The sequence below is a fragment of the Mesorhizobium sp. WSM4846 genome, assembly GCF_055811415.1.
The window spans coordinates 21420-41515 of record NZ_JBVVPZ010000022.1; the positions used below are offsets into that span (position 1 = coordinate 21420).

The 20096-nt window shown below is 62.9% G+C and carries 18 protein-coding genes; 4 read left to right on the forward strand and 14 right to left on the reverse strand.

Features of this window, described 5'->3' with window-relative positions:
* Positions 1-139 precede the first annotated feature (139 nt).
* Both AC0L15_RS18950 and mazG read left to right on the forward strand, forming a co-directional pair.
* Positions 140-1324: an amino acid aminotransferase gene (locus AC0L15_RS18950; RefSeq protein ID WP_287247978.1), complete on the forward strand. Its 1185-nt coding sequence runs from the start codon at positions 140-142 to the stop codon at positions 1322-1324.
* An 87-nt stretch (positions 1325-1411) separates the two neighbouring features.
* A complete protein-coding gene (gene mazG, locus AC0L15_RS18955; RefSeq protein ID WP_287247979.1) occupies positions 1412-2236 on the forward strand; it encodes a nucleoside triphosphate pyrophosphohydrolase in 825 nt (274 codons plus the stop codon).
* Positions 2237-2242: 6 nt separating this feature from the next.
* Here mazG and hflX read toward each other — a convergent pair whose 3' ends face one another.
* The 8 genes from hflX to dusB form a co-directional block, all read right to left on the reverse strand.
* Positions 2243-3634, reverse strand: a complete 1392-nt coding sequence (gene hflX, locus AC0L15_RS18960) for a GTPase HflX (protein WP_473496755.1) — start codon at positions 3632-3634, stop codon at positions 2243-2245.
* On the reverse strand, positions 3635-3880 hold the full coding sequence (gene hfq / locus AC0L15_RS18965) for an RNA chaperone Hfq (protein WP_006202172.1): 246 nt from the start codon (positions 3878-3880) through the stop codon (positions 3635-3637).
* Between the two features lie 145 nt (positions 3881-4025).
* On the reverse strand, positions 4026-4886 hold the full coding sequence (locus AC0L15_RS18970; RefSeq protein WP_287066641.1) for a D-amino-acid transaminase: 861 nt from the start codon (positions 4884-4886) through the stop codon (positions 4026-4028).
* A gap of 188 nt (positions 4887-5074) precedes the next feature.
* Positions 5075-6436, reverse strand: coding sequence for a nitrogen assimilation response regulator NtrX (gene ntrX, locus AC0L15_RS18975; protein WP_027153990.1), 1362 nt, complete (start codon positions 6434-6436; stop codon positions 5075-5077).
* Positions 6426-8711 (reverse strand): sensor histidine kinase NtrY-like, encoded by a 2286-nt coding sequence (locus tag AC0L15_RS18980; RefSeq protein WP_287247981.1) that lies wholly within the window; start codon positions 8709-8711, stop codon positions 6426-6428. Before AC0L15_RS18980 ends, ntrX begins: the two co-directional genes overlap by 11 nt.
* A 169-nt stretch (positions 8712-8880) precedes the next feature.
* Positions 8881-10341, reverse strand: coding sequence for a nitrogen regulation protein NR(I) (gene ntrC, locus AC0L15_RS18985; protein WP_287247982.1), 1461 nt, complete (start codon positions 10339-10341; stop codon positions 8881-8883).
* Positions 10338-11480, reverse strand: a complete 1143-nt coding sequence (locus tag AC0L15_RS18990) for a two-component system sensor histidine kinase NtrB (RefSeq protein WP_023799225.1) — start codon at positions 11478-11480, stop codon at positions 10338-10340. The genes ntrC and AC0L15_RS18990 overlap by 4 nt, the downstream gene beginning before the upstream one ends.
* Complete coding sequence (dusB, locus tag AC0L15_RS18995; RefSeq protein WP_287247984.1) at positions 11477-12505, reverse strand: tRNA dihydrouridine synthase DusB; 1029 nt, start codon at positions 12503-12505, stop codon at positions 11477-11479. Before dusB ends, AC0L15_RS18990 begins: the two co-directional genes overlap by 4 nt.
* 222 nt (positions 12506-12727) lie before the next feature.
* On the opposite strand from dusB, the gene AC0L15_RS19000 reads away from it, so the two are divergent.
* Together AC0L15_RS19000 and AC0L15_RS19005 are read left to right on the forward strand one after the other, a co-directional pair.
* Positions 12728-13957 carry a bifunctional 2-C-methyl-D-erythritol 4-phosphate cytidylyltransferase/2-C-methyl-D-erythritol 2,4-cyclodiphosphate synthase gene (locus tag AC0L15_RS19000; protein WP_473496758.1) on the forward strand — a complete coding sequence of 410 codons (1230 nt, stop codon included), beginning with the start codon at positions 12728-12730 and terminating at the stop codon, positions 13955-13957.
* Positions 13954-14463: a CinA family protein gene (locus AC0L15_RS19005; RefSeq protein WP_287247987.1), complete on the forward strand. Its 510-nt coding sequence runs from the start codon at positions 13954-13956 to the stop codon at positions 14461-14463. The genes AC0L15_RS19000 and AC0L15_RS19005 overlap by 4 nt, the downstream gene beginning before the upstream one ends.
* Here AC0L15_RS19005 and AC0L15_RS19010 read toward each other — a convergent pair.
* The 6 genes from AC0L15_RS19010 to AC0L15_RS19035 all read right to left on the reverse strand — a co-directional run bounded on the left by AC0L15_RS19010 (position 14439) and on the right by AC0L15_RS19035 (position 20034).
* On the reverse strand, positions 14439-14897 hold the full coding sequence (locus AC0L15_RS19010; RefSeq protein ID WP_473496759.1) for a type II toxin-antitoxin system RatA family toxin: 459 nt from the start codon (positions 14895-14897) through the stop codon (positions 14439-14441). The two genes, AC0L15_RS19005 and AC0L15_RS19010, sit on opposite strands and share 25 nt — an antisense overlap.
* A 12-nt stretch (positions 14898-14909) precedes the next feature.
* Entirely contained in the window at positions 14910-15875 is a 966-nt protein-coding gene (lipA, locus tag AC0L15_RS19015) for a lipoyl synthase (protein ID WP_027153994.1), read from the reverse strand.
* 126 nt (positions 15876-16001) lie between these two features.
* On the reverse strand, positions 16002-16259 hold the full coding sequence (locus AC0L15_RS19020) for a GlsB/YeaQ/YmgE family stress response membrane protein (RefSeq protein ID WP_023799232.1): 258 nt from the start codon (positions 16257-16259) through the stop codon (positions 16002-16004).
* Positions 16260-16355: 96 nt separating this feature from the next.
* On the reverse strand, positions 16356-17819 hold the full coding sequence (gene lpdA, locus AC0L15_RS19025; RefSeq protein ID WP_287247990.1) for a dihydrolipoyl dehydrogenase: 1464 nt from the start codon (positions 17817-17819) through the stop codon (positions 16356-16358).
* A gap of 19 nt (positions 17820-17838) precedes the next feature.
* Entirely contained in the window at positions 17839-18477 is a 639-nt protein-coding gene (locus AC0L15_RS19030) for an SGNH/GDSL hydrolase family protein (RefSeq protein WP_287247991.1), read from the reverse strand.
* 147 nt (positions 18478-18624) lie between these two features.
* Positions 18625-20034, reverse strand: coding sequence for a pyruvate dehydrogenase complex dihydrolipoamide acetyltransferase (locus tag AC0L15_RS19035; RefSeq protein ID WP_287247993.1), 1410 nt, complete (start codon positions 20032-20034; stop codon positions 18625-18627).
* Positions 20035-20096: the final 62 nt, after the last annotated feature.

A 20096-nucleotide genomic window follows, 5' to 3' on the forward strand; every position in this document is an offset into this window, starting at 1 on the left:
TGAGCCTCGCCTCCAGGCGACGCTGTGGATTTCTGTGACCAGTCGCCCGGTTGGCGGTTTTTCAGCCTGGCGCAAATGAAAACCGCTGGCGCAGCACAGCCGATTTGCGTATCACTCCGCCGCCAACGGAGCCGCGCCGATGTTCGAAAACCTCCAGCCTGCCCCAGCCGACAAGATCCTCGCCTTGATCGGCCTCTATCGTGCCGATCCCCGCCCCGGCAAGGTCGACCTCGGCGTTGGCGTCTACAAGGATCGCGATGGCAAGACGCCGGTGATGCGCGCCGTGCGCGAAGCCGAAAAACGATTGCTGCAGAGCCAGGACACCAAGACCTATCTCGGCCTTGCCGGCGATACCGGCTTCAACACGGCGATGGCGCGGCTGGTCTTTGGCCCTGCGGCCGAGCTGACGCGCATCCGCGCAGCGCAGGCGCCCGGCGGCTCGGGCGCGCTGCGGCTGGTGGCTGAGCTGCTCAAGAGGACGCGATCCGACGCGACGATCTGGCTGTCGGACCCGACCTGGCCGAACCACATGCCGGTGATGCGCGCCGCCGGCTTGCAGATCCGCGAATATCCCTACTTCGACGCAGCCTCAGGTGCTGTTCCCTTCGCCGACATGATGAGCGCGCTGGCGACCACCAGGAGCGGCGACGTGGTGCTGCTGCATGGTTGCTGCCACAATCCGACAGGCGCCAATCTGGACATCGCGCAGTGGGCTGAAATAGCCGACCTCGTCGTCGAGCGCGGCCTGCTGCCCTTTGTCGACATTGCCTATCAGGGGTTTGGCGAGGGCCTTGACGCTGACGCCGCCGGCGTACGCCTGCTGGCAGCGAAAGTCCCGGAAATAGTGGTTGCCTCGAGCTGCTCGAAGAACTTTGCCGTGTATCGCGACCGCGTCGGCGCGGCGATGATCCTGGCAAAAGACAGCGCGCAGGCGGATGTCGCAATGAGCCAGATGCTGTCGGCGGCGCGCGCCATGTACTCGATGCCGCCGGACCACGGCGCGGCCGCGGTGCGCATCGTGCTTGAAGACGCCACGCTGCGCGCCGACTGGGAAGCGGAGCTCGAGGAGATGCGCCTGCGCATGCTGCGGCTTCGGGTGCAGTTCGCCGAAGCGCTGCGGCGGCAGTCCAATTCCGATCGCTTCGATTTCGTGGCCAGCCATCGCGGCATGTTTTCCCGGCTTGGCCTGTCCGAAGCGCAGGTCGAGCGGCTGCGCGCCGAGCACGGCGTCTACATGGTCGGCGACAGCCGCATCAACGTCGCCGGCCTGCCGGAGGACGGCATGGACGCGCTCGCCAAGGCGATCGTCTCTGTGCTCGACTGAGGTTTTGAGCAGCAGCGCTGTGGACAATCGCCCCTCGCCTTGCGACGGCGTTGGCTGCACCGTCGGACGCAGGCTAGCATTCAACCGATGAAACCCTCGAAAGACATTTCCCGGCTGATCGAGATCATGGCGGCGCTGCGGGCGCCGGAAACCGGCTGCCCGTGGGACGTCGAGCAGGATTTCTCGAGCATCGCGCCCTACACGATCGAGGAAGCCTACGAGGTGGCGGACGCCATCGCGCGTGGCGACCTGGACGATCTGCGCGACGAGCTCGGCGACCTGCTCCTGCAGGTCGTCTACCATGCGCAGATGGCCAAGGAGGCCGGTGAATTCGCCTTTGGCGACGTGGTCCAGGCCATCACCACGAAAATGATCCGCCGCCATCCGCATGTCTTCGGCGACGATGAGGCGCGCAGCGCCGGCATGGCCAAGGGCACGTGGGAGAAGATCAAGGCCGAGGAAAAAGCCGAAAAGCGAAATGCCCGCCTCGCCCGCGGGCACGATCCGGAGGATCATGGCAAGGGTTTTCTGGACAGCGTACCGGTCGCCCTGCCCGCTTTGACGCGGGCGCTCAAGCTGCAGGAAAAAGCGGCCCGCGTCGGCTTCGACTGGAGCGAGGCCACGCCGATCCTCGACAAGATCGAGGAAGAGATCGGCGAGTTGCGCCAGGCCCTTGCCAAGGGCGATACGGCTTCGATCAAGGACGAGTTCGGCGACATGCTGTTTGCCGTCGTCAATCTCGGGCGTCATCTCAAGGTTGATTCCGAAGCGGCGCTCAGCGGCACCAACGAGAAATTCCGCTCGCGGTTCCACTATGTCGAGCTAGCGCTGGAAAGGTCCGGAAACACGCTGGAAAAGGCGACGCTCGACGAGATGGAGGCACTTTGGCAGCAAGCCAAAAGCGCGAAGTAACGGCGATTACCCGTTGTTCTTACGGTGCAATCTTGTTTCTATCTCTTCGTGTGCGCTTCGCGTCGCCTTGAGCGACACGGTTATGCCGCCATCTTCATTGTCGGTGCGCGAGACGACGTCGCCATTGCGGTAGAGCCAGTCGACGAACCCAAGCTGGTCAGGCTTGAGCGTGACGGTCTGCGTTTCCAGTTCGCCTGAAACTCGTGTCTCGATGACCGCCTTCAGCACATCGATGCCCTCGCCGGTGGCGGCCGATATGGCAATCGGCGGTGCCTTGTTGCCGTCGATGCCGTCGGCGAGCAACCGCTCCCGGTTGCCCGCATCGAGCCGGTCGATCTTGTTCCACACTTCGATGACGCGCCTGCTGTCGCCGGCATCGACGCCGAGATCGGCGAGGATGCGCTCGACATCCTCGGCCTGGGCGGCGGTGTCGGGGTCCGAAATATCGCGCAGATGGATGACGAGATCGGCCTCGACCACCTCTTCGAGCGTTGCCCGGAAGGCCGCGATCAGATGCGTCGGCAGGTCCGAAATGAAACCGACCGTGTCCGAAAGGATGACCGGCGTGCCGTGCGGCAGCCGTACCCGACGCAGTGTCGGGTCGAGCGTGGCGAACAGCATGTCCTCGGCCAGCACCCCTGCTCCGGTCAGCCTGTTGAACAGCGTCGACTTGCCGGCGTTGGTATAGCCGACGATGGCCACGACCGGGAACGGCACCTTCTTGCGCTTGGCGCGGTGCAGGTCACGGGTGCGTTGCACTGTTTCCAGCTCGTGCTTGAGCTTGTTGATCTTGTCCTGCAGGACACGGCGGTCCGATTCGATCTGCGTTTCGCCAGGGCCGCCGAGGAAACCGGCACCGCCGCGCTGGCGCTCGAGGTGAGTCCAGCTTCGCACCAGCCGGCCCTTCTGATAGTTGAGGTGCGCCAGATCGACCTGCAGCGTGCCTTCCTTGGTCCGCGCGCGCTCGCCGAAAATTTCCAGGATCAAGCCGGTGCGATCCAGCACCTTGGCGTTCAATTCCTTTTCCAGGTTGCGCTGCTGCACCGGCGTCAGCGGATGATCGACAATGACCAGTTCGGCACGGCCCTCCTTGACGATCTCGGCGAACTCCGCGACCTTGCCGCTGCCGAGCAGGGTTGCAGGCCGGGGATCGTTGACGGTCACAACCGCGGTATGGATCGGGTCGAGGTTTATGGCTTGGGCAAGGCCGACCGCCTCGTCGTGGCGGGCCCCGGCAGAACGCGTCAGTCGCGGACGATTGGTGTCTTCGTCGCCGCGCGGCTGGCGAGTAAGCACCGGCACGATGACCACGGCCCGGGTCGGGCCTTCGGCCTCCGCCCCCGGCTGATATGCTGGTTTTTCGCGAACGCTGCGGTCCGCGTCTTTCTTACGTGCCAATCAGGCGCCCTGGCTTTCCTCGCCATCGAACATCTGAACCGGCTGGCTCGGCATGATCGTGGAAATGGCGTGCTTGTAGACGAGCTGGGAATGGCCGTCTCGACGCAGCAGAACACAGAAATTGTCGAAGGAAGTGACCACACCGGTCAGCTTCACGCCGTTGATGAGAAAGATGGTGAGTGGGTTTTTGCTTTTGCGAACTGAATTCAGGAACAGGTCCTGAAGATTTTGCGATCGTTCCGCCATTGTTCTTGTCTTTCGCCGATCCCCTTCGGTTTGCAGGCCAATGCGCCAAATTAACTGGCACATGTCAAGCGCGCAAACACCGTCTTGTCGTCAATAACGACAAGCAGAACGAGATATATTGATGTTCATTCCACCTGTGCGGTTATCAGGCTGGACTTTTTTCCGCAACGTCAAAAAAGGCGTGCCGCAAGGAAAGTGTTATCGAGCCCGGGTGGCCGTTGGCGACGGGAGCACCGTCGATTGCCACGATCGGCATGGCGATTGTAGTCGCGGAGCTGATGAAAACCTCGCGCGCGGCCTTGGCTTCGGCGACCGAAAAGCCCCGCTCCTCGATCTTCAGGCCGAGCCTGGCGGCCACGTCGAAGAGCGTGGTGCGGGTGATGCCGCGCAGGATGCCGTGCTCGGCCGGACGCGTCACCAGCACGCCGTCCCTGGTGATGATCCAGGCGTTCGACGACCCACCTTCCTTGACGGTGCCATCGGCATCGACGAACCAGGCTTCCTGGGCGCCGGCTTCCTTGGCCTTCTGCTTGGCGAGCACGTTTGGCAGCAGGCCGACCGACTTGATGTCGACCCGGTCCCAACGGTTCTCAGGCACGGTGATGACCTTGATTCCGCTTTCGGCCCTCCTGGTGGCAGCAGCGGGGTCGGCTTTCCTGGCGGTAACCACCAGCGACGGCTTCGTCTCTGCCGGGAAAACAAAATCACGGCTGGCGACGCCGCGCGTCACCTGAAGATAGACCAGGCCATCGGCGACATGGTTGCGGCGGACCACCTCGCGCAGGATAATCGGCAACACGCCCGGCGTGACCGGCCAGTCGATCGACAATTCGGTCAGCGAGCGGTTCAGCCGTCCGAGATGGCGAGGCATATCGACGATGAAGCCGCGCGCCACCTCGCAGACCTCGTAGACACCATCGGCGAACTGATAGCCACGGTCCTCGATATGCACGAAAGCGTCGGCGTGAGCGACATAGCGCCCGTTCACATAGGCAATGCGCGGCATGGGTCACCCCTGAAGAAGTCAGCGCATGGCCCCCGAAAATCGGAATCCATTTTTCGGGGAAGACCATGCGCAAAAAACAAAATGCTACAGCGTCCGTTGCGCGTCTCGAAAGACGTGCGGCAGCGTTTCTTATGCGATTCCGCCGCCGCCGTAACCGAAAATTGCGTAGGCCACGACCGGATTGGCTGTCAGACGCCCAGCGACTTCAGCTTCCGGTGAAGCGCCGAGCGCTCCATGCCGATGAACTCGGCCGTCTTCGAGATGTTGCCGCCAAAACGGTTGATCTGGGCGATCAGATAGTCCTTCTCGAACTGTTCGCGCGCTTCACGCAACGGCAGCGCCATTATGTGCTGATCGGATTGGTTCGGCGTGCGCGGCATGACATCGCCGATCTCGGCAGGCAAGAGATCGGCGGTGATCGGTGCGTCGATATCGTCGCCGCGCGCCAGGATCATCAGCCGCTCGACGTTGTTGCGCAACTGGCGAACGTTGCCTGGCCAGTTGTGCGCCTGCAGCACCGCCAGCGCGTCGTCGCCGATGCGCCGCGGCCGGATGCCGGCCTGCCGGGCGATCTGCTTCATGAAATTGTCGACAAGATAGGGGATGTCCTCACGCCGCTCGGCCAATCCCGGCACCATGACCGGAACCACCGCCAGGCGGTGATAGAGATCCTCGCGGAAACGACCGTCGGCGATCATCGCCTCCAGGTTCTGCGACGTCGACGAAATGATACGGACATCGACCTTGACCCGTTTGGTGCCCCCTACCCGCTCGAACTGCTGCTCGACCAGCACGCGCAAGATCTTGTTTTGCGTTTCGCGCGGCATGTCGGCCACTTCGTCGATGTAGAGAATGCCGCGATGGGCTTCCTCAAGCGCGCCGACCTTGCGTTCGACACCGTTTGATTCGGTGCCGAACAGCTCGACCTCCATGCGTTCGGGCGTGATGTTGGCGGCGCTCAGCGTGACAAACGGGGCGCCCTTGCGCGCCGACAGCGTGTGGATGGCGCGTGCCGCGAGTTCCTTGCCCGAGCCGGAGGGGCCGATGATCATGACGCGGCTGTTGGTCGGCGCGACGCGCTCGATGGTCTGGCGCAACTGGCTCATCGCCGACGACATGCCGATCAGGTCGAAGGTTTCGCCGCTGCGCAGCTTGAGATCCGAAACCTCGCGTCTCAGCTTAGAGGTTTCAATGGCACGTTCGGCGATGAGGATCAGCCTGTCGGCCTTGAACGGTTTTTCGATGAAGTCATAGGCGCCGCGGCGGATGGCCGAGACCGCCGTCTCGATGTTGCCGTGGCCCGAGATCATCACCACCGGCAGGCTCGGATGCATCGTCTTGATCTCGTCCAGCAGCGCCAGTCCGTCCAGGCGTGAGCCTTGCAGCCAGATGTCGAGGAAAATCAGCCTCGGCGCCCGGTCGGCGATCGCCGCCAGGGCGCTGTCGGCGTCGAATGCCGTGCGGGTTTCGTGACCTTCGTCGCTCAGGATACCGGCGACAAGCTCGCGGATGTCTTCCTCGTCATCGACGATGAGAATGTCAGACGCCATTACCGACCTTTTCAGTTTCTCTTTCGGGTTCTGTCCTGCCTTCGCCGCGCGACGGCACAGTGGCAGCGAGTGGCAGGATGATGCTGATCATCGCGCCTCGCCCGTCGTGGAAATCCGCCGGCGCGTCATGCAGTTCGAGCCGGCCGCCATGGTCCTCCACTATCTTCTTGACGATAGCGAGGCCGAGCCCGGTGCCCTTCTCCCGTGTCGTCATGTAAGGCTCGAGCAATCGCTGGCGGTTCTCGCGCGGCAAGCCCTTGCCGTTGTCGATGACATCGATGCGAATCGTACCATTCTCGCGCCCGGCTTGAATCCGGATTATGCCGTGCGAGCGGTCCTTTTGATCAAGTCCGTCAATCGCCTCGGCTGCGTTCTTGATGACGTTGCCAAAGGCCTGCGCCATCAGGCGGCTGTCGAACGTGCCTTTGAGCGGTTCATTGCCGAATACGCGCTCGAAGGTGATATCGGAGCGGCTCACTTCGACGAGGAACGAGGCTTCGCGCAACGATTCGCGCAAATCAAGGGCCTTCATTTCGGGCTTGGGCATGCGTGCGAAAGCGGAGAACTCGTCGACCATGCGGCCGATGTCCTCCACTTGCCTGATGATCGTATCGGTGCACTGATCGAAAACCTCGCGGTCTTCGGTGATGACCTTGCCGTAGCGGCGCTTGATGCGCTCGGCGGAAAGCTGGATCGGTGTCAGCGGGTTCTTGATCTCGTGGGCGATGCGCCGCGCCACATCCGCCCAGGCCGAGGAACGCTGCGCCTGGACCAGATCGGTGATGTCGTCCACCGTCACGACATAGGATTTCTCCTCCGAACCGTCGTCGCCGGCCTCGACCGTGATCTGCACGTTGAAGGTGCGCTCCGCACCGGCGCGATAGAAGGTCACCTGTTCGCGATGGACGGGCTTGCCCGACTTGCGGCCGATCTCGAAGACGCGGCCAACATGCGGCAGCACGGCGGAGAGATTTTGCCCGAGTGCGGCGGTGGCGGATATGGCCAGCATCGTTTCGGCCGACCGGTTGACGATGGTGACGATGCCATACGGATCGACGCCGATCACGCCGGCGGTGACACCGGCAAGCACGGCTTCCGAAAAACGCCGCCGCTCGTCGATCAAATCCTTGGCGGACAGAATCTCGTTACGCTGCGATTTCAGCTCCAGCAGCATCTTGTTGAAGGTGTCGCCGAGCGAGGCGACGTCGCCGTCGGAGGGCCGAACCGGCACGGCAACGTCGAGATTGCCGGTCGCGACCTCGTCGGCCGCGCCGATGAGCTGGCGGATCGGCCGCACCAGGCGGTCGGCCACGGCGATGCCGGTCCAGATGGCGGACAGGATGATGATCAGCGTCAGCGACAAATAGGGAAGCGCAAAGGCCACCTGCGAGGTGCGGCGACTGTCTTCGAGGCCGCGATATTCGTCGCTGTTGGACCTGACAATCTGTCGCGCCTTGATCACCTCGGGATCGACGAGTCGGATGGTGTAGAGATAGAGCCCTTCGATCTCGCGCAGTTTGACGATGGCGCCCATGATGTTGCGCGTCTTCGGCTCGATCAGCACCGGCCTGCCGTCAGCGGCACCGCTCATCGCGCCTTCCGGCGGCTCCGGCATGGCAAAATCGGCGTCGGTCTTGGCGCTCATGACGAACGAACCGTCGGACCTGATCAGTGCGGCATGGGCCAGCGAGCGTCCAACGGCTTCCTTGTTCATCAGATCGAGGAAGCCGGTTCGATCGAGACCGTAGAGCGTGCGGGAGGCGTCGAGATCGTAAGCCATCGACAGGGTCGTTCCCTGGAGGTTGCGCGCGTTCTCCTGCACATAGGCATCGGCTATCGACAGCGACGAATTGACGATCGTCTTGGTGCGGATTTCGAACCAGCGATCAAGACCGATATCGAGCGTGATCGAGGCGATGATCGCCACCATGATGGCGGGAATCGCGGCGACCAGCGCGAACATTGCGACGATCCGCACATGCAGCCGCGACGCCGCCTTGCCGCGCCGGCGCGCCATCACGATACGATGCACTTCGCGGCCAACCAGCGCGATCAGGAACAGGATGAACGCCGCATTGACGGCGATTAGCGCCAGCGTTGTCCTCTCGTCCGGCGTGATCGGCGTAGCACCGACGAGGATGGCGAAGGAGATCGCCGCCGTAACCAGCGCACCGGCAATTGCCACGACGCCCGGCAGCGCAAGCAGCCGGCGCCCGTCCCTTGTGCGGGGTTCGCTGAAAAGCGTTTCGCTGAGTCTCGATGCCCGTGGAGCCATGTCGCCGTCTAGAGCCAGTGATTGCGTCGGATGTATGCAACGCATTGTGGCGATTATGCAACAAGTGTGACCTGGACGGAACTGTTTCGGCGGTCGATCCCCGGAAAAGGCTTCGCTCTGTCACACCGGCCCGAAAATCGGGATCGATTTGTTGAAAGAAAACGGCGCTCTAAGCTTGTCTGGTCGATTTGTAGACGTTGACGCCGAGTTCGCGAATCTTCTTGCGCAGGGTGTTGCGGTTGAGCCCGAGGAGCTCCGCAGCCTTGATCTGGTTGCCGCGGGTTGCCGTCATCGAGGCAAGCACCAGCGGATACTCGACCTCGGAAAGGATGCGCTGATAGAGGCCGGCGGGCGGCAGATCGCCGGCGAACGAAGCAAAATAGCGCTGCAGGAAATGTTCCACCGCCTGGCCGATGGACAGATCGTCGGGTATGAGTTTGCCGCCGCCGGGAACGACCGGCCTCTCGCCGGTCTTCAGTTCCGCCTCGATGACTTCGGCGGAAATCTCGTCCTGCGAATAGAGCGCGGCAAGTCTGCGGACAAGATTTTCGAGCTCGCGCACGTTGCCTGGCCACGGATAGCGCTTCATCAACTCGATGCCGCCCGTGGAAATACGCTTGGTCTGCAGGCCTTCGCTGGCGCCTAGCTTGAAGAAGTGCCGGACGAGATCCGGAACGTCTTCGGACCGCTCGCGCAGTGCCGGCAGCCTCAGCGGCACGACATTCAGGCGATAGAACAGATCCTCGCGAAAAAGCCCTTGATTGATCAGCGTGCGCAGATCCTTGTTGGTGGCGGCGACGATGCGCACGTCGGTCTTGATCGGCGTGCGGCCGCCGACGGTGGTGTATTCGCCCTGCTGCAGGACACGCAGCAGGCGGGTCTGCGCCTCCATCGGCATGTCGCCGATCTCGTCAAGGAAGAGCGTGCCGCCTTCGGCCTGCTCGAAACGGCCGGTTGAGCGGTTCTGCGCGCCGGTGAAGGCGCCTTTCTCGTGCCCGAACAGTTCCGATTCGATCAGGTCGCGCGGGATAGCAGCCATGTTGATCGCAACGAAGGGGCCGCCGCGGCGGCGGCCATACTCGTGCAGCGCGCGCGCGACCAGTTCCTTGCCGGTGCCCGATTCGCCTGAAATCATCACCGTCAGGTCGGTTTGCATCATGCGCGCCAGCATGCGGTAGATATCCTGCATGGCGGCCGAGCGGCCAACCAGCGGCATCGTTTCCGGCGGCTCGTCCGCCCGCGCATCGATTTTCGGCCGTCGGGGCTCGGAAAGCGCCCGGTTGACGATGTTGAGAAGCTCGGTCAGGTCGAACGGTTTCGGCAGATATTCGTAGGCGCCGGTTTCGGAGGCGCGAATCGCGGTCATGAACGTGTTCTGGGCGCTCATGACGATGACGGGCAGTTCCGGTCGCGCCTTCTTGATGCGCGGCAGCATGTCGAAGGCGTTTTCGTCGGGCATAACCACGTCGGTGATGACGAGATCGCCCTCGCCCGCCGCCACCCAGCGCCACAGCGTCGAGGCGTTGGACGTCACGCGCACCTCATGGCCGACGCGCGAAAGCGCCTGATTGAGGACGGTGCGGATGGCCGCATCGTCGTCGGCGACGAGAATATTGCCGCGAACCGTCATTTGCGGTCTCCTTCGCCATCGTCGTCTGTGCCGAACGGCGTTTCTTTCCAGGCTGGCATCAGGATGCGGAAGGTGGTTGCGCGCGGCGTCGAATCGCATTCGATGATGCCGCCATGCTCGCCGACGATTTTCGCGACCAGCGCCAGACCAAGCCCCGACCCGTTCGGCTTGGTGGTGATGAAGGGATCAAACAGGATCGGCAGGATATCTTCGGAGACGCCAGAACCGTTGTCGCGCACGCAGAATTCCAGCGGCAGCGACACGCGGCCCTGAGATCCCGGAACGGAAACACGGATGCCCGGCCGGAACGCGGTCGACAGGGTGATCTCGCCTTGCGGATCGCCGCCGATGGCCTCGGCCGCATTCTTGACCAGGTTGAGGAACACCTGGATGAGCTGGTCGCGGTTGGCGAAAACCGGAGGCAATGATGGATCATAATCCTCCAATATCTTGATCCGCTTGGCAAAACCGTTCTTGGCAATCGCCTTCACATGGTCGAGCACGACATGGATGTTGACCGGATAGCGATCGACCGGCCGCTCGTCGGAAAACACCTCCATGCGATCGACCAGCGAGACGATGCGGTCGGTCTCGTCGGTGATCAGCCGGGTCAGCGCGCGATCCTCGTCGGAAGCCGACAGTTCGAGCAGTTGGGCAGCACCCCGGATGCCGGATAGCGGGTTCTTGATCTCGTGGGCAAGCATCGCGGCAAGGCCGGTCACCGAGCGTGCCGCACCGCGGTGCGTCATCTGACGATCGATCTTGTCGGCCATCGACCGTTCCTGGAACATCACCACGACGGAGCCCGGGAATTCCGACACCGGCGCGACATAGAGGTCGACGACCTTCTCGATGCCGAGGCGCGGCGACGACACGTCGACCCGGTATTCGTTGACGGGTGCCCGGCGCTCGCGCACCTGGTCGACAAGCGTCAGCAACGGGCTGCCGAAGGGAATGAGCTTGGGTAATGTGTTGCGGGCGAGCATGGTCGCGCTCGAGCGGAAGAAATCCTCGGCATCGGCATTGGCGAAGGTGATGAACCCTTCCGCATCGAGCATGATCACCGGGCGGCGGATGGTGTTGAGCACGATGTGTGCGGCGTCCGCCATGTCCATGTTCTGTGCAACGGTGGCATTCATGCTGCGCTCCGCAGGTTCATCGGTTCGGCAGCGCTTGAAAACACCTCGCGCAACGCGGCAATGACGCGGACGGGCTCGAAGCAGGTAAGGATGGCTTTTCGCTTCTCATCGACGACGCCAGCGGCGTGGCGGTCGAGATACCAGCCAAGATGCTTGCGCGCCTGGCGCACGCCGCTTTCGATGCCGTAGAGCGACAGCATGTCCTGGTAGTGGGCAACGACGTAGTCGGCCAGCGCTTGCGGGCTTTCCGGCACACCGGGCGTCATCTCTTTTGCCGCGGCTGCCGCGATGCTGCCTGCCGTCCAGGGCGCGCCGTAATGGGCGCGGCCGATCATCACCGCGTCGGCGCCCGACTGGTCGAGGATCATTGCTGCCTCCGCCGACGAGCCGACATCGCCATTGGCAACGACCGGGATCGAAACAGCCTGCTTTATGCGTGCGATGGCGCGCCAGTCGGCCTTGCCCTGGTAGAACTGGCAGCGCGTGCGGCCATGCACCGTCACCATCTGAACCCCCGCCTGTTCGGCGCGGCGCGCCAGAACAGGCGCATTGAGCGCGCTTTCGTCCCAGCCGAGCCGCATCTTGACCGTGACCGGCACCTCGACGGCGCCGACCACCGCCTCGATCAGCGACAAGGCGTGATCGAGATCGCGCATCAGCGCCGAACCGGCATAGCCGCCCGTCACCTTCTTGGCCGGGCAGCCCATGTTGATGTCGATGATGTCGGCGCCCTCGCCCGCGGCTATACGGGCGCCCTCTGCCATATGCACCGCCTCACGGCCGGCAAGCTGGACCATGTGCACCGGCAGCCCGGAATGGCGGATGCGCAGGCCGCAACCGGATCTGCCCCTGGCAAGTTCGCCGCTCGCCACCATCTCCGACACCACCAACCCGGCGCCATGCGCATAGGCACGCTGCCGGAACGGCTCATCCGTTATGCCCGACATGGGCGCGAGAAAAGCGCGATTGCGGATTCTCACACGACCCACGTCCAGCGGAGATGCCAATTTGGTCAGGTCAAGCATGCACAAAAACCAAGCATTTTTAATAGCTGCACATTCACTAGCCAGAATGGCGGCAATGTGCAACGCGCAATGACGTCGCATTAAGGCGCATTTGGGAAAATGCTGGCACTAGCCAAAGTGATGCTGTGCGGAGTTGGGGACGCTATTGGCACTTTGCATCTGCGCATGATCTCTTCCGAAAAGCGATTCCACTTTTTGGGATGATGCGCTAAGCGTCTCGGCATGACAGACGCAAGCGCAAAGCAGGCTTTGGCTGCGGACGACAAGGTTGCCGTCGTTATCGTCGCCGCCGGCCGCGGCGCGCGCGCCGGTCAGGCCGACGGGCCGAAGCAATACCAAAGGATCGGCGGCCGTGCCGTCATCGCGCGCACATTGGACGTGTTTTTGGCGCATACGAAAATCGGTCCTGTCGTCGTCGCCATTCATGCCGACGACAGCGGGCTTTTTCGCAGCGCCGCTGGCGCCAACGCCGACCGGGTGGTCACGGTGACCGGTGGCGCGTCCAGACAGGACTCCGTCCGGCTCGGATTGCTTGCGCTGAGAGGCCATGCACCGAGCCGGGTTCTGGTCCATGACGCCGTCCGCCCGTTCGTCGACGCGGAATTGATAGACCGCACGATCGCCGCCATCGGCGAGCGCCAGGCAGCGCTGCCTGCCCTGCCCGTCGCCGATACGCTGAAACGCGAGTCGGCCGCGGGCATGATCGGCGAGACGGTTTCCAGGAACGGGCTTCATGCCGCCCAGACGCCGCAGGGCTTCCCGTTCTGGCCGATCCTGGCCGCCCATGAAAAGGCCCATCATCTGGGCAAGGCGGACTTCACCGACGATGCCGCGATTGCCGAATGGGCACATATTCCAGTGAAAATCGTCCCGGGCTCGCCGGACAATGTCAAACTCACCTGGGCAAGGGATATCTCGATGGCGGATCAGCGGCTTTCCGGCGAACGGCCGCGTTTTCCGGACATCCGCACCGGCAATGGCTACGACGTCCATGCCTTCGAGCCCGGCGACCATGTCGTCCTGTGCGGCGTCTCGATCCCGCACGACAAGAAACTGTCCGGCCATTCGGACGCCGATGTCGGCCTGCACGCCTTGACCGACGCGCTGCTCGCCACTTGCGGTGCGGGCGACATCGGCACGCATTTCCCGCCGTCGGACCCGCAGTGGAAAGGCGTGGCCTCGCGGATCTTCGTCGAACATGCGGCAGAACTGGTACGCGCGCGCGGCGGGCGCATCGCCAATGCCGACATCACGCTGATCTGCGAGGCGCCGCGCGTCGGCCCGCATCGCGAAGCGATGACCGAAATCCTTTCGGCAATGCTGGCGATTTCCCGGGACCGCATCTCGATCAAGGCGACAACCAACGAAAAGCTCGGCTTTGTCGGACGCGAGGAAGGCATAGCCGCCATCGCCACCGCCAGCGTCGTGTTTCCGGGTGATGTCCCCGAATGAGCAACAGCGATCTCGCAGATGCCCTGCTTCAAGCCTGCCAACAGCGCGGCATCATGCTGGCGACGGCCGAGAGCTGCACCGGCGGCATGATCATCGCCGCCTTGACCGACATCGCCGGCTCTTCGACAGTGGTCGACCGGGGTTTCATCACCTATTCCAACGAGGCCAAGACTGAGATGCTCGGCGTTTCCGCCGCCACGCTCGAGGCGCACGGCGCGGTCTCACGGGAAACGGCGGTCGAGATGGCGGCCGGCGCCTTGGACCATTCGCGCGCCGGGCTAACTCTTGCCGTCACCGGCATTGCCGGTCCGGGCGGCGGCTCGACGGAAAAGCCCATCGGCTTGGTCTGGTTCGGTATCGCCTTGACCGGCCGGCCGGTCGTCAGCGAATGCCAGTTGTTTGCCGACAAAGGCCGCAAGTTCATCCGCCGGGAGACCGTCAGACACGCGCTTGAACTGGGCTTGCGCGCGCTCGCTGCGGATCAGGCTGCCGGCGCTGCGCCATAGATGACGTCGGCGCGCTTCTCGAACGCCTCGGAAAACATGCGGAAGGCGCGATCGAACATCGCTCCCATCACCGCACCCAGAATACGACTCTTGAATTCGTAGTCGATGAAGAAGCAGACATTGCAGCCGCCGTCGGCCGGCTCGAAACGCCAGGCATTGCTCAGATATTTGAACGGACCGTCGATATATTTGACGTCGATGGCCTTCTCGTCAGGCTTTAGCAGCACCTGCGTGGTGAAAGTCTCGCGGATCGCCTTGTAGCCAATGCTCATGTCGGCGACGAGGAGGGTGCGTCTGTCGCGTTCCTTGCGCGAGCGAACCGTCAGCGCCTCGCAAAGCGGCAGGAATTGCGGATAGGATTCGACATCGGCGACCAGAGCGAACATCTGTTCCGGCGTATGCGCAACGCGGCGATGGGCTTCGAATTGTGGCATGAAACCAGTGTGTTAGGCGGACTTCTTGAGAAACGCTTCCCGTGCCGCGCGCAGCTTGGCGAAATCGTCGCCGGCGTGATGCGACGAACGCGTCAGCGGGCTCGATGCCACCAGCAGGAAGCCCTTGGTCTTGCCGATTGTCTCGAAGGACTTGAATTCCTCCGGCGTGACGAAACGGATCACCGGATGGTGCTTTTTCGATGGCTGCAGATACTGACCGATTGTCATGAAGTCGACATTGGCCGAACGCAGATCGTCCATTAATTGCAGGATCTCGTTCCGCTCCTCGCCAAGGCCAACCATGATGCCGGATTTGGTGAAGATCGAGGGATCGAGTTCCTTGACCCGCTGCAGCAGCCTGATCGAATGGAAATAGCGGGCGCCCGGCCGGACCGTCAGATAGTTCGACGGAACGGTCTCCAGATTGTGGTTGAACACATCAGGCTTGGCCGCCACCACGATCTCCAGCGCGCCGTCCTTGCGCAGGAAGTCGGGCGTCAGGATTTCGATCGTCGTCGAAGGCGTTGCCGCCCTGATGGCGCGGATGACCTCGGCAAAGTGCTGAGCTCCGCCATCGGCCAGATCGTCGCGGTCGACTGAGGTGATGACGACATGGGTTAGACCCATTTGCTTGACGGCGTGGGCGATGCGCGCCGGTTCATCGGGATCGAGCGCGGTCGGAATGCCGGTGGCGACGTTGCAGAAGGCGCAGGCGCGCGTGCAGATCTCGCCCATGATCATGAAGGTGGCGTGCTTCTTCTCCCAGCACTCACCGATATTGGGGCACCCGGCCTCTTCGCACACCGTCACCAGCCTGTGCGACTTCACGATGTCGCGCGTCTCGGCATAGCCTTTCGACATCGGCGCCTTGACGCGGATCCAGTCGGGCTTGCGCAGCACATCCTGGTCAGGCTTGTGCGCCTTTTCAGGATGCCGCAGGCGCGGCGCATTGGCGATCGTGTCGAGGACGGTGACCATCAGAAATCCAGTTCATTCGCGATCGCTTCCGGCGTTCGCTTTCCATCTAGGACTTTTCGCTGCAAAGAAAAAGGCCGCGGCGACGCATGCCGCCACAGCCGTTTTCGCATGGCAAGAGTTCAGCAACTAACGACGGACCATGCGCCCTGCCAAGATCAGCAGGCAGGCGCCAACGAAACCGGTGATCAGATAGGCGATCCAGCCGGTGCCGAAGGCGCCGATGTTGAGCGCCTGCAGGATGGCATTCAGCACGATCGCGCCGACGATGCCCAGAACGATGTTCATCAAGATGCCCATGTTGCTTTTCATGAACATCTCGGCAAGCCAGCCCGCCAGCCCGCCGATGATGATGGCTGCGATCCAGCCCACGCCATTCACGTCCATATGCCCTCTCCTCTGGTGATAAATGCATCCGGAAACGAATTACCTTACGGTTGAGTTCCTTGGCTCTCACCTTTTGAGTCTCACGCGGTCAATTTATCACGCGTTGAGCGCGCGGCCATAGGCGTCGAGCACGCTTTCCTTCATCATCTCCGACAGCGTCGGGTGCGGGAAGATCGTGTGCATCAGTTCTTCCTCGGTGGTCTCCAGGTTCATCGCCACGACAAAGCCCTGGATCAGCTCGGTCACTTCGGCACCGACCATATGCGCGCCGAGCAACTGCCCGGTCTTCCTGTCGAAGATGGTTTTTACGAAACCCTGGTCCTCGCCGAGCGCGATGGCCTTGCCGTTGGCGGCGAACTGGAAGCGGCCGACGCGGATGTCCTTGCCTTCGGCCTTGGCTTTCGCTTCGGTCAACCCGACGGAAGCAACCTGCGGGTTGCAATAGGTGCAGCCCGGAATTTTCAGTTTGTCAGTGGCGTGCACGCCGGGGACGTTGGCGATCTTCTCCACGCAGACCACGCCTTCATGCTCGGCCTTGTGGGCGAGCATAGGCGGGCCGGCAACGTCGCCGATGGCATAGATGCCGGGCACATTGGTGCTGCCGTAGCCGTCGACGACGACGCAGCCGCGCTCGGTCTTCACGCCGAGCGCCTCGAGGCCGAGATTCTCGATATTGCCCTGCACGCCGACGGCCGAGATCATCCGGTCGGCGGTGATCTTCTCGACCTTGCCGTCCTTCATCTCGACATGCGCGGTTACCGAGTTCGCAGCTTTTTCGACCTTGGTGACCTTCGCATCGAGGATGATCTTCATGCCTTGCTTCTCGAACTGCTTTTGCGCGAATTTCGAGACCTCTGCGTCCTCGACCGGCATCACCGCCGGCAGCAACTCAACCACCGTCACCCCCGCGCCCATGGTGCGGTAGAATGAGGCGAATTCGATGCCGATTGCGCCCGAACCCATCACCAGCAGCGATTTCGGCATCTCCTTCGGCACCATCGCTTCGAAATAGGTCCAGATCAGCTTGCCGTCGGGCTCGATGCCGGGCAGCGCCCGCGGCCTGGCGCCGGTCGCCAGGATGATGTGCTTGGCGGTGTAGGTGCCCTCGCCCTTGACGCCCTTGGGCGCCGGCGGCTGAGGCTCCATCGGCTTCTTCGACGATTTCGACACGACGATCTCGCCCGGTCTGTCGCCGGAAGCCGCTTTGGACAGCCTGGCTTCGCCCCAGATGACATCGACCTTGTTCTTCTTCATCAGGAAGGCGACGCCGCCGTTCAGCCGCAGCGAGACCTTTCGCGAGCGGTCGACCACGGCAGCGGTATCGACGCTGACCTTGCCGTCGATCTTCAAGCCGTAGTCCTTCAAATGATCCGAATAGTGCATGATCTCGGCCGAACGCAGCAGCGCCTTGGTCGGGATGCAACCCCAGTTGAGGCAGATGCCGCCGAGATGCTCGCGCTCGACGATCGCTGTCTTGAACCCGAGTTGGGCGGAACGCACCGCCGTGACATAGCCGCCGGGGCCGGAGCCGATGATGATGACGTCGTAGTTCTCAGCCACGGATTTCTCCCATGATTCTCTAGAGTTCCAGCATGACGCGCACGATTGGCGCCAATGCCTGCCCGATTTTGCGCGTGTTCTCTGCGTCGAGATGGACGCCGTCGAGTGGCGTGGTCTCGGCCACCGAGCCGGCATCGAAGAAGCCGCAGCCGACCTCGTCGGCAAGGACGGAAAATTGTGGCGCCAGCCGCTTCGACGCTTCATCGCCGCCGGCGAACATTTCTTTGAATGCGGCGTTTTCCGTGCGGCTGACGGCGGGCGGCGCGACGATCAGGATTTGCGGCGACGGCCAATCGAACGGGTAGTCGTGACCGCGCACGATGTCGATCAGGCGCTGCATGCCTTGCTTGGCGGCGACCGGATTGCCGTGAATCCACGGCTTCATGTCGTTGGCGCCGAGCATGATGATGACCAGGTCGATCGGCGCATGCGTCATCAGGATCGTCGGCAGCACTCTTGCGCCGTTACGGTCGGCGCCGGCCAGATGGTCGTCGAAAGCCGTTGTGCGGCCGTTCAAGCCTTCGGCGATGACCTCGATACCGCCTCCCAACGTCGCCTGCAGCACACTCGGCCAGCGGTCGTTGAGCGGGTGGCGATCCAGACTTGCCGCATCATAGCCCCAGGTCAGCGAATCGCCGTAGCAAAGGACTGTTTTCATGCGTTTGCCCCACTCCGGTCGAAATTCGCCTGCGCGCGCCTCACCCGCCAGCCCACGAACAGCCAATGCACGACGATCGTTGCGACGCTGGAAAGGCTGAAGGCAAAAAGGCTGGTGAAGAGTTTTTCCGCACCCCCTCCTTCCTTTCTAGACCAGCATGCCCATCGGGTTTTCGATCATGCGCTTGAAGGCGACGAGCAGTTCGGCGCCGAGCGCGCCGTCGACGGCGCGGTGATCGGTCGACAATGTCACCGACATGATGGTGGCGATCTTGATCTCACCGTTCTTGACCACCGCGCGCTCCTCGCCGGCGCCGACCGCCAGGATCGTCGCATGCGGCGGGTTGATGACGGCGGCAAAGTCCTTGATGCCGAACATGCCGAGATTGGACACGGCGGTGGTGCCACCCTGGTATTCTTCCGGCTTCAGCTTGCGGCTGCGCGCGCGGCTGGCAAGATCCTTCATCTCGTTGGAGATGACCGACAGCGTCTTTTCGTCGGCACGCCGGATGATCGGGGTGATCAGCCCGCCGGGGATCGACACGGCGACACCGACGTCGGCATGCTTGTGCTTGACCATGGCGCTCTCGGTCCATGACGCATTGGCATCCGGCACCGCCATCAGCGCCATTGCCATGGCTTTGATGACCATGTCGTTGACCGACAGCTTGTAGGCCGGCGCCTCACCCTTGTCGGTCTTCTTCACCGGGGCGGCCGCATTGAGCTGCGTGCGCAGGGCCAGGAGCGCATCAAGCTCGCAGTCGAGCGTCAGGTAGAAATGCGGGATGGTGGTCGTGGCCTCGACCAGCCGGCGCGCAATGGTCTTGCGCATGTTGTCATGCGGGACAAGCTCGTAAGAGCCGTCGGCAAACAGTTTCAGCACCTGGTCGTCCGACATTGGCTTGGCTGCGGCCGGAGCCGGAGCGCCGGCGGGTGCGGCTTTCGCGGCCGGTGCCGCCTTGGCGCCGCCGCTGGAAATTGCTGCATCAACATCGGCCTTGACCACGCGGCCATGCGGGCCGGAGCCGGTTACCGCGGAGACATCGACACCGGCTTCCCGGGCGATGCGACGGGCCAGCGGCGAGGCGAAGGTGCGACCGTCCGACTGGCTGATCTCCCCCCTTGTGGGGGAGATGGCCGGCAGGCCAGAGGGGGGCGCCTCGTTCCTTGCCGCTGGCGGGACAGCGCCCCCCTCTGTCGACTTCGTCGACATCTCCCCCACGGGTGGGGAGATTGGCGCCTTATCCTGTTTTGCCTCGGCTTTTGCCGGAGCGGCAGCGCCGTCACCGCTCTTGGCGGCAGCCGCCGCATCTTCACCTTCGGCCGCGAGCACGGCGATCAGCGCGTTGACCTTGACGCCTTCGGTGCCGGCTGGAACCACCAGCTTGGCCACCGTGCCCTCATCGACAGCTTCGACTTCCATCGTCGCCTTGTCGGTCTCGATCTCGGCGATCACATCGCCCGGCGAAACCTTGTCGCCCTCCTTGACCAACCATTTGGCAAGATTGCCCTCTTCCATCGTGGGCGACAGGGCCGGCATGGTGATGTTGATCGGCATTTTTCCTCCTCAGTTCCGCCCGGTTAGCGAACGGTGCTGGATATTGAACTGCTCCGACATTC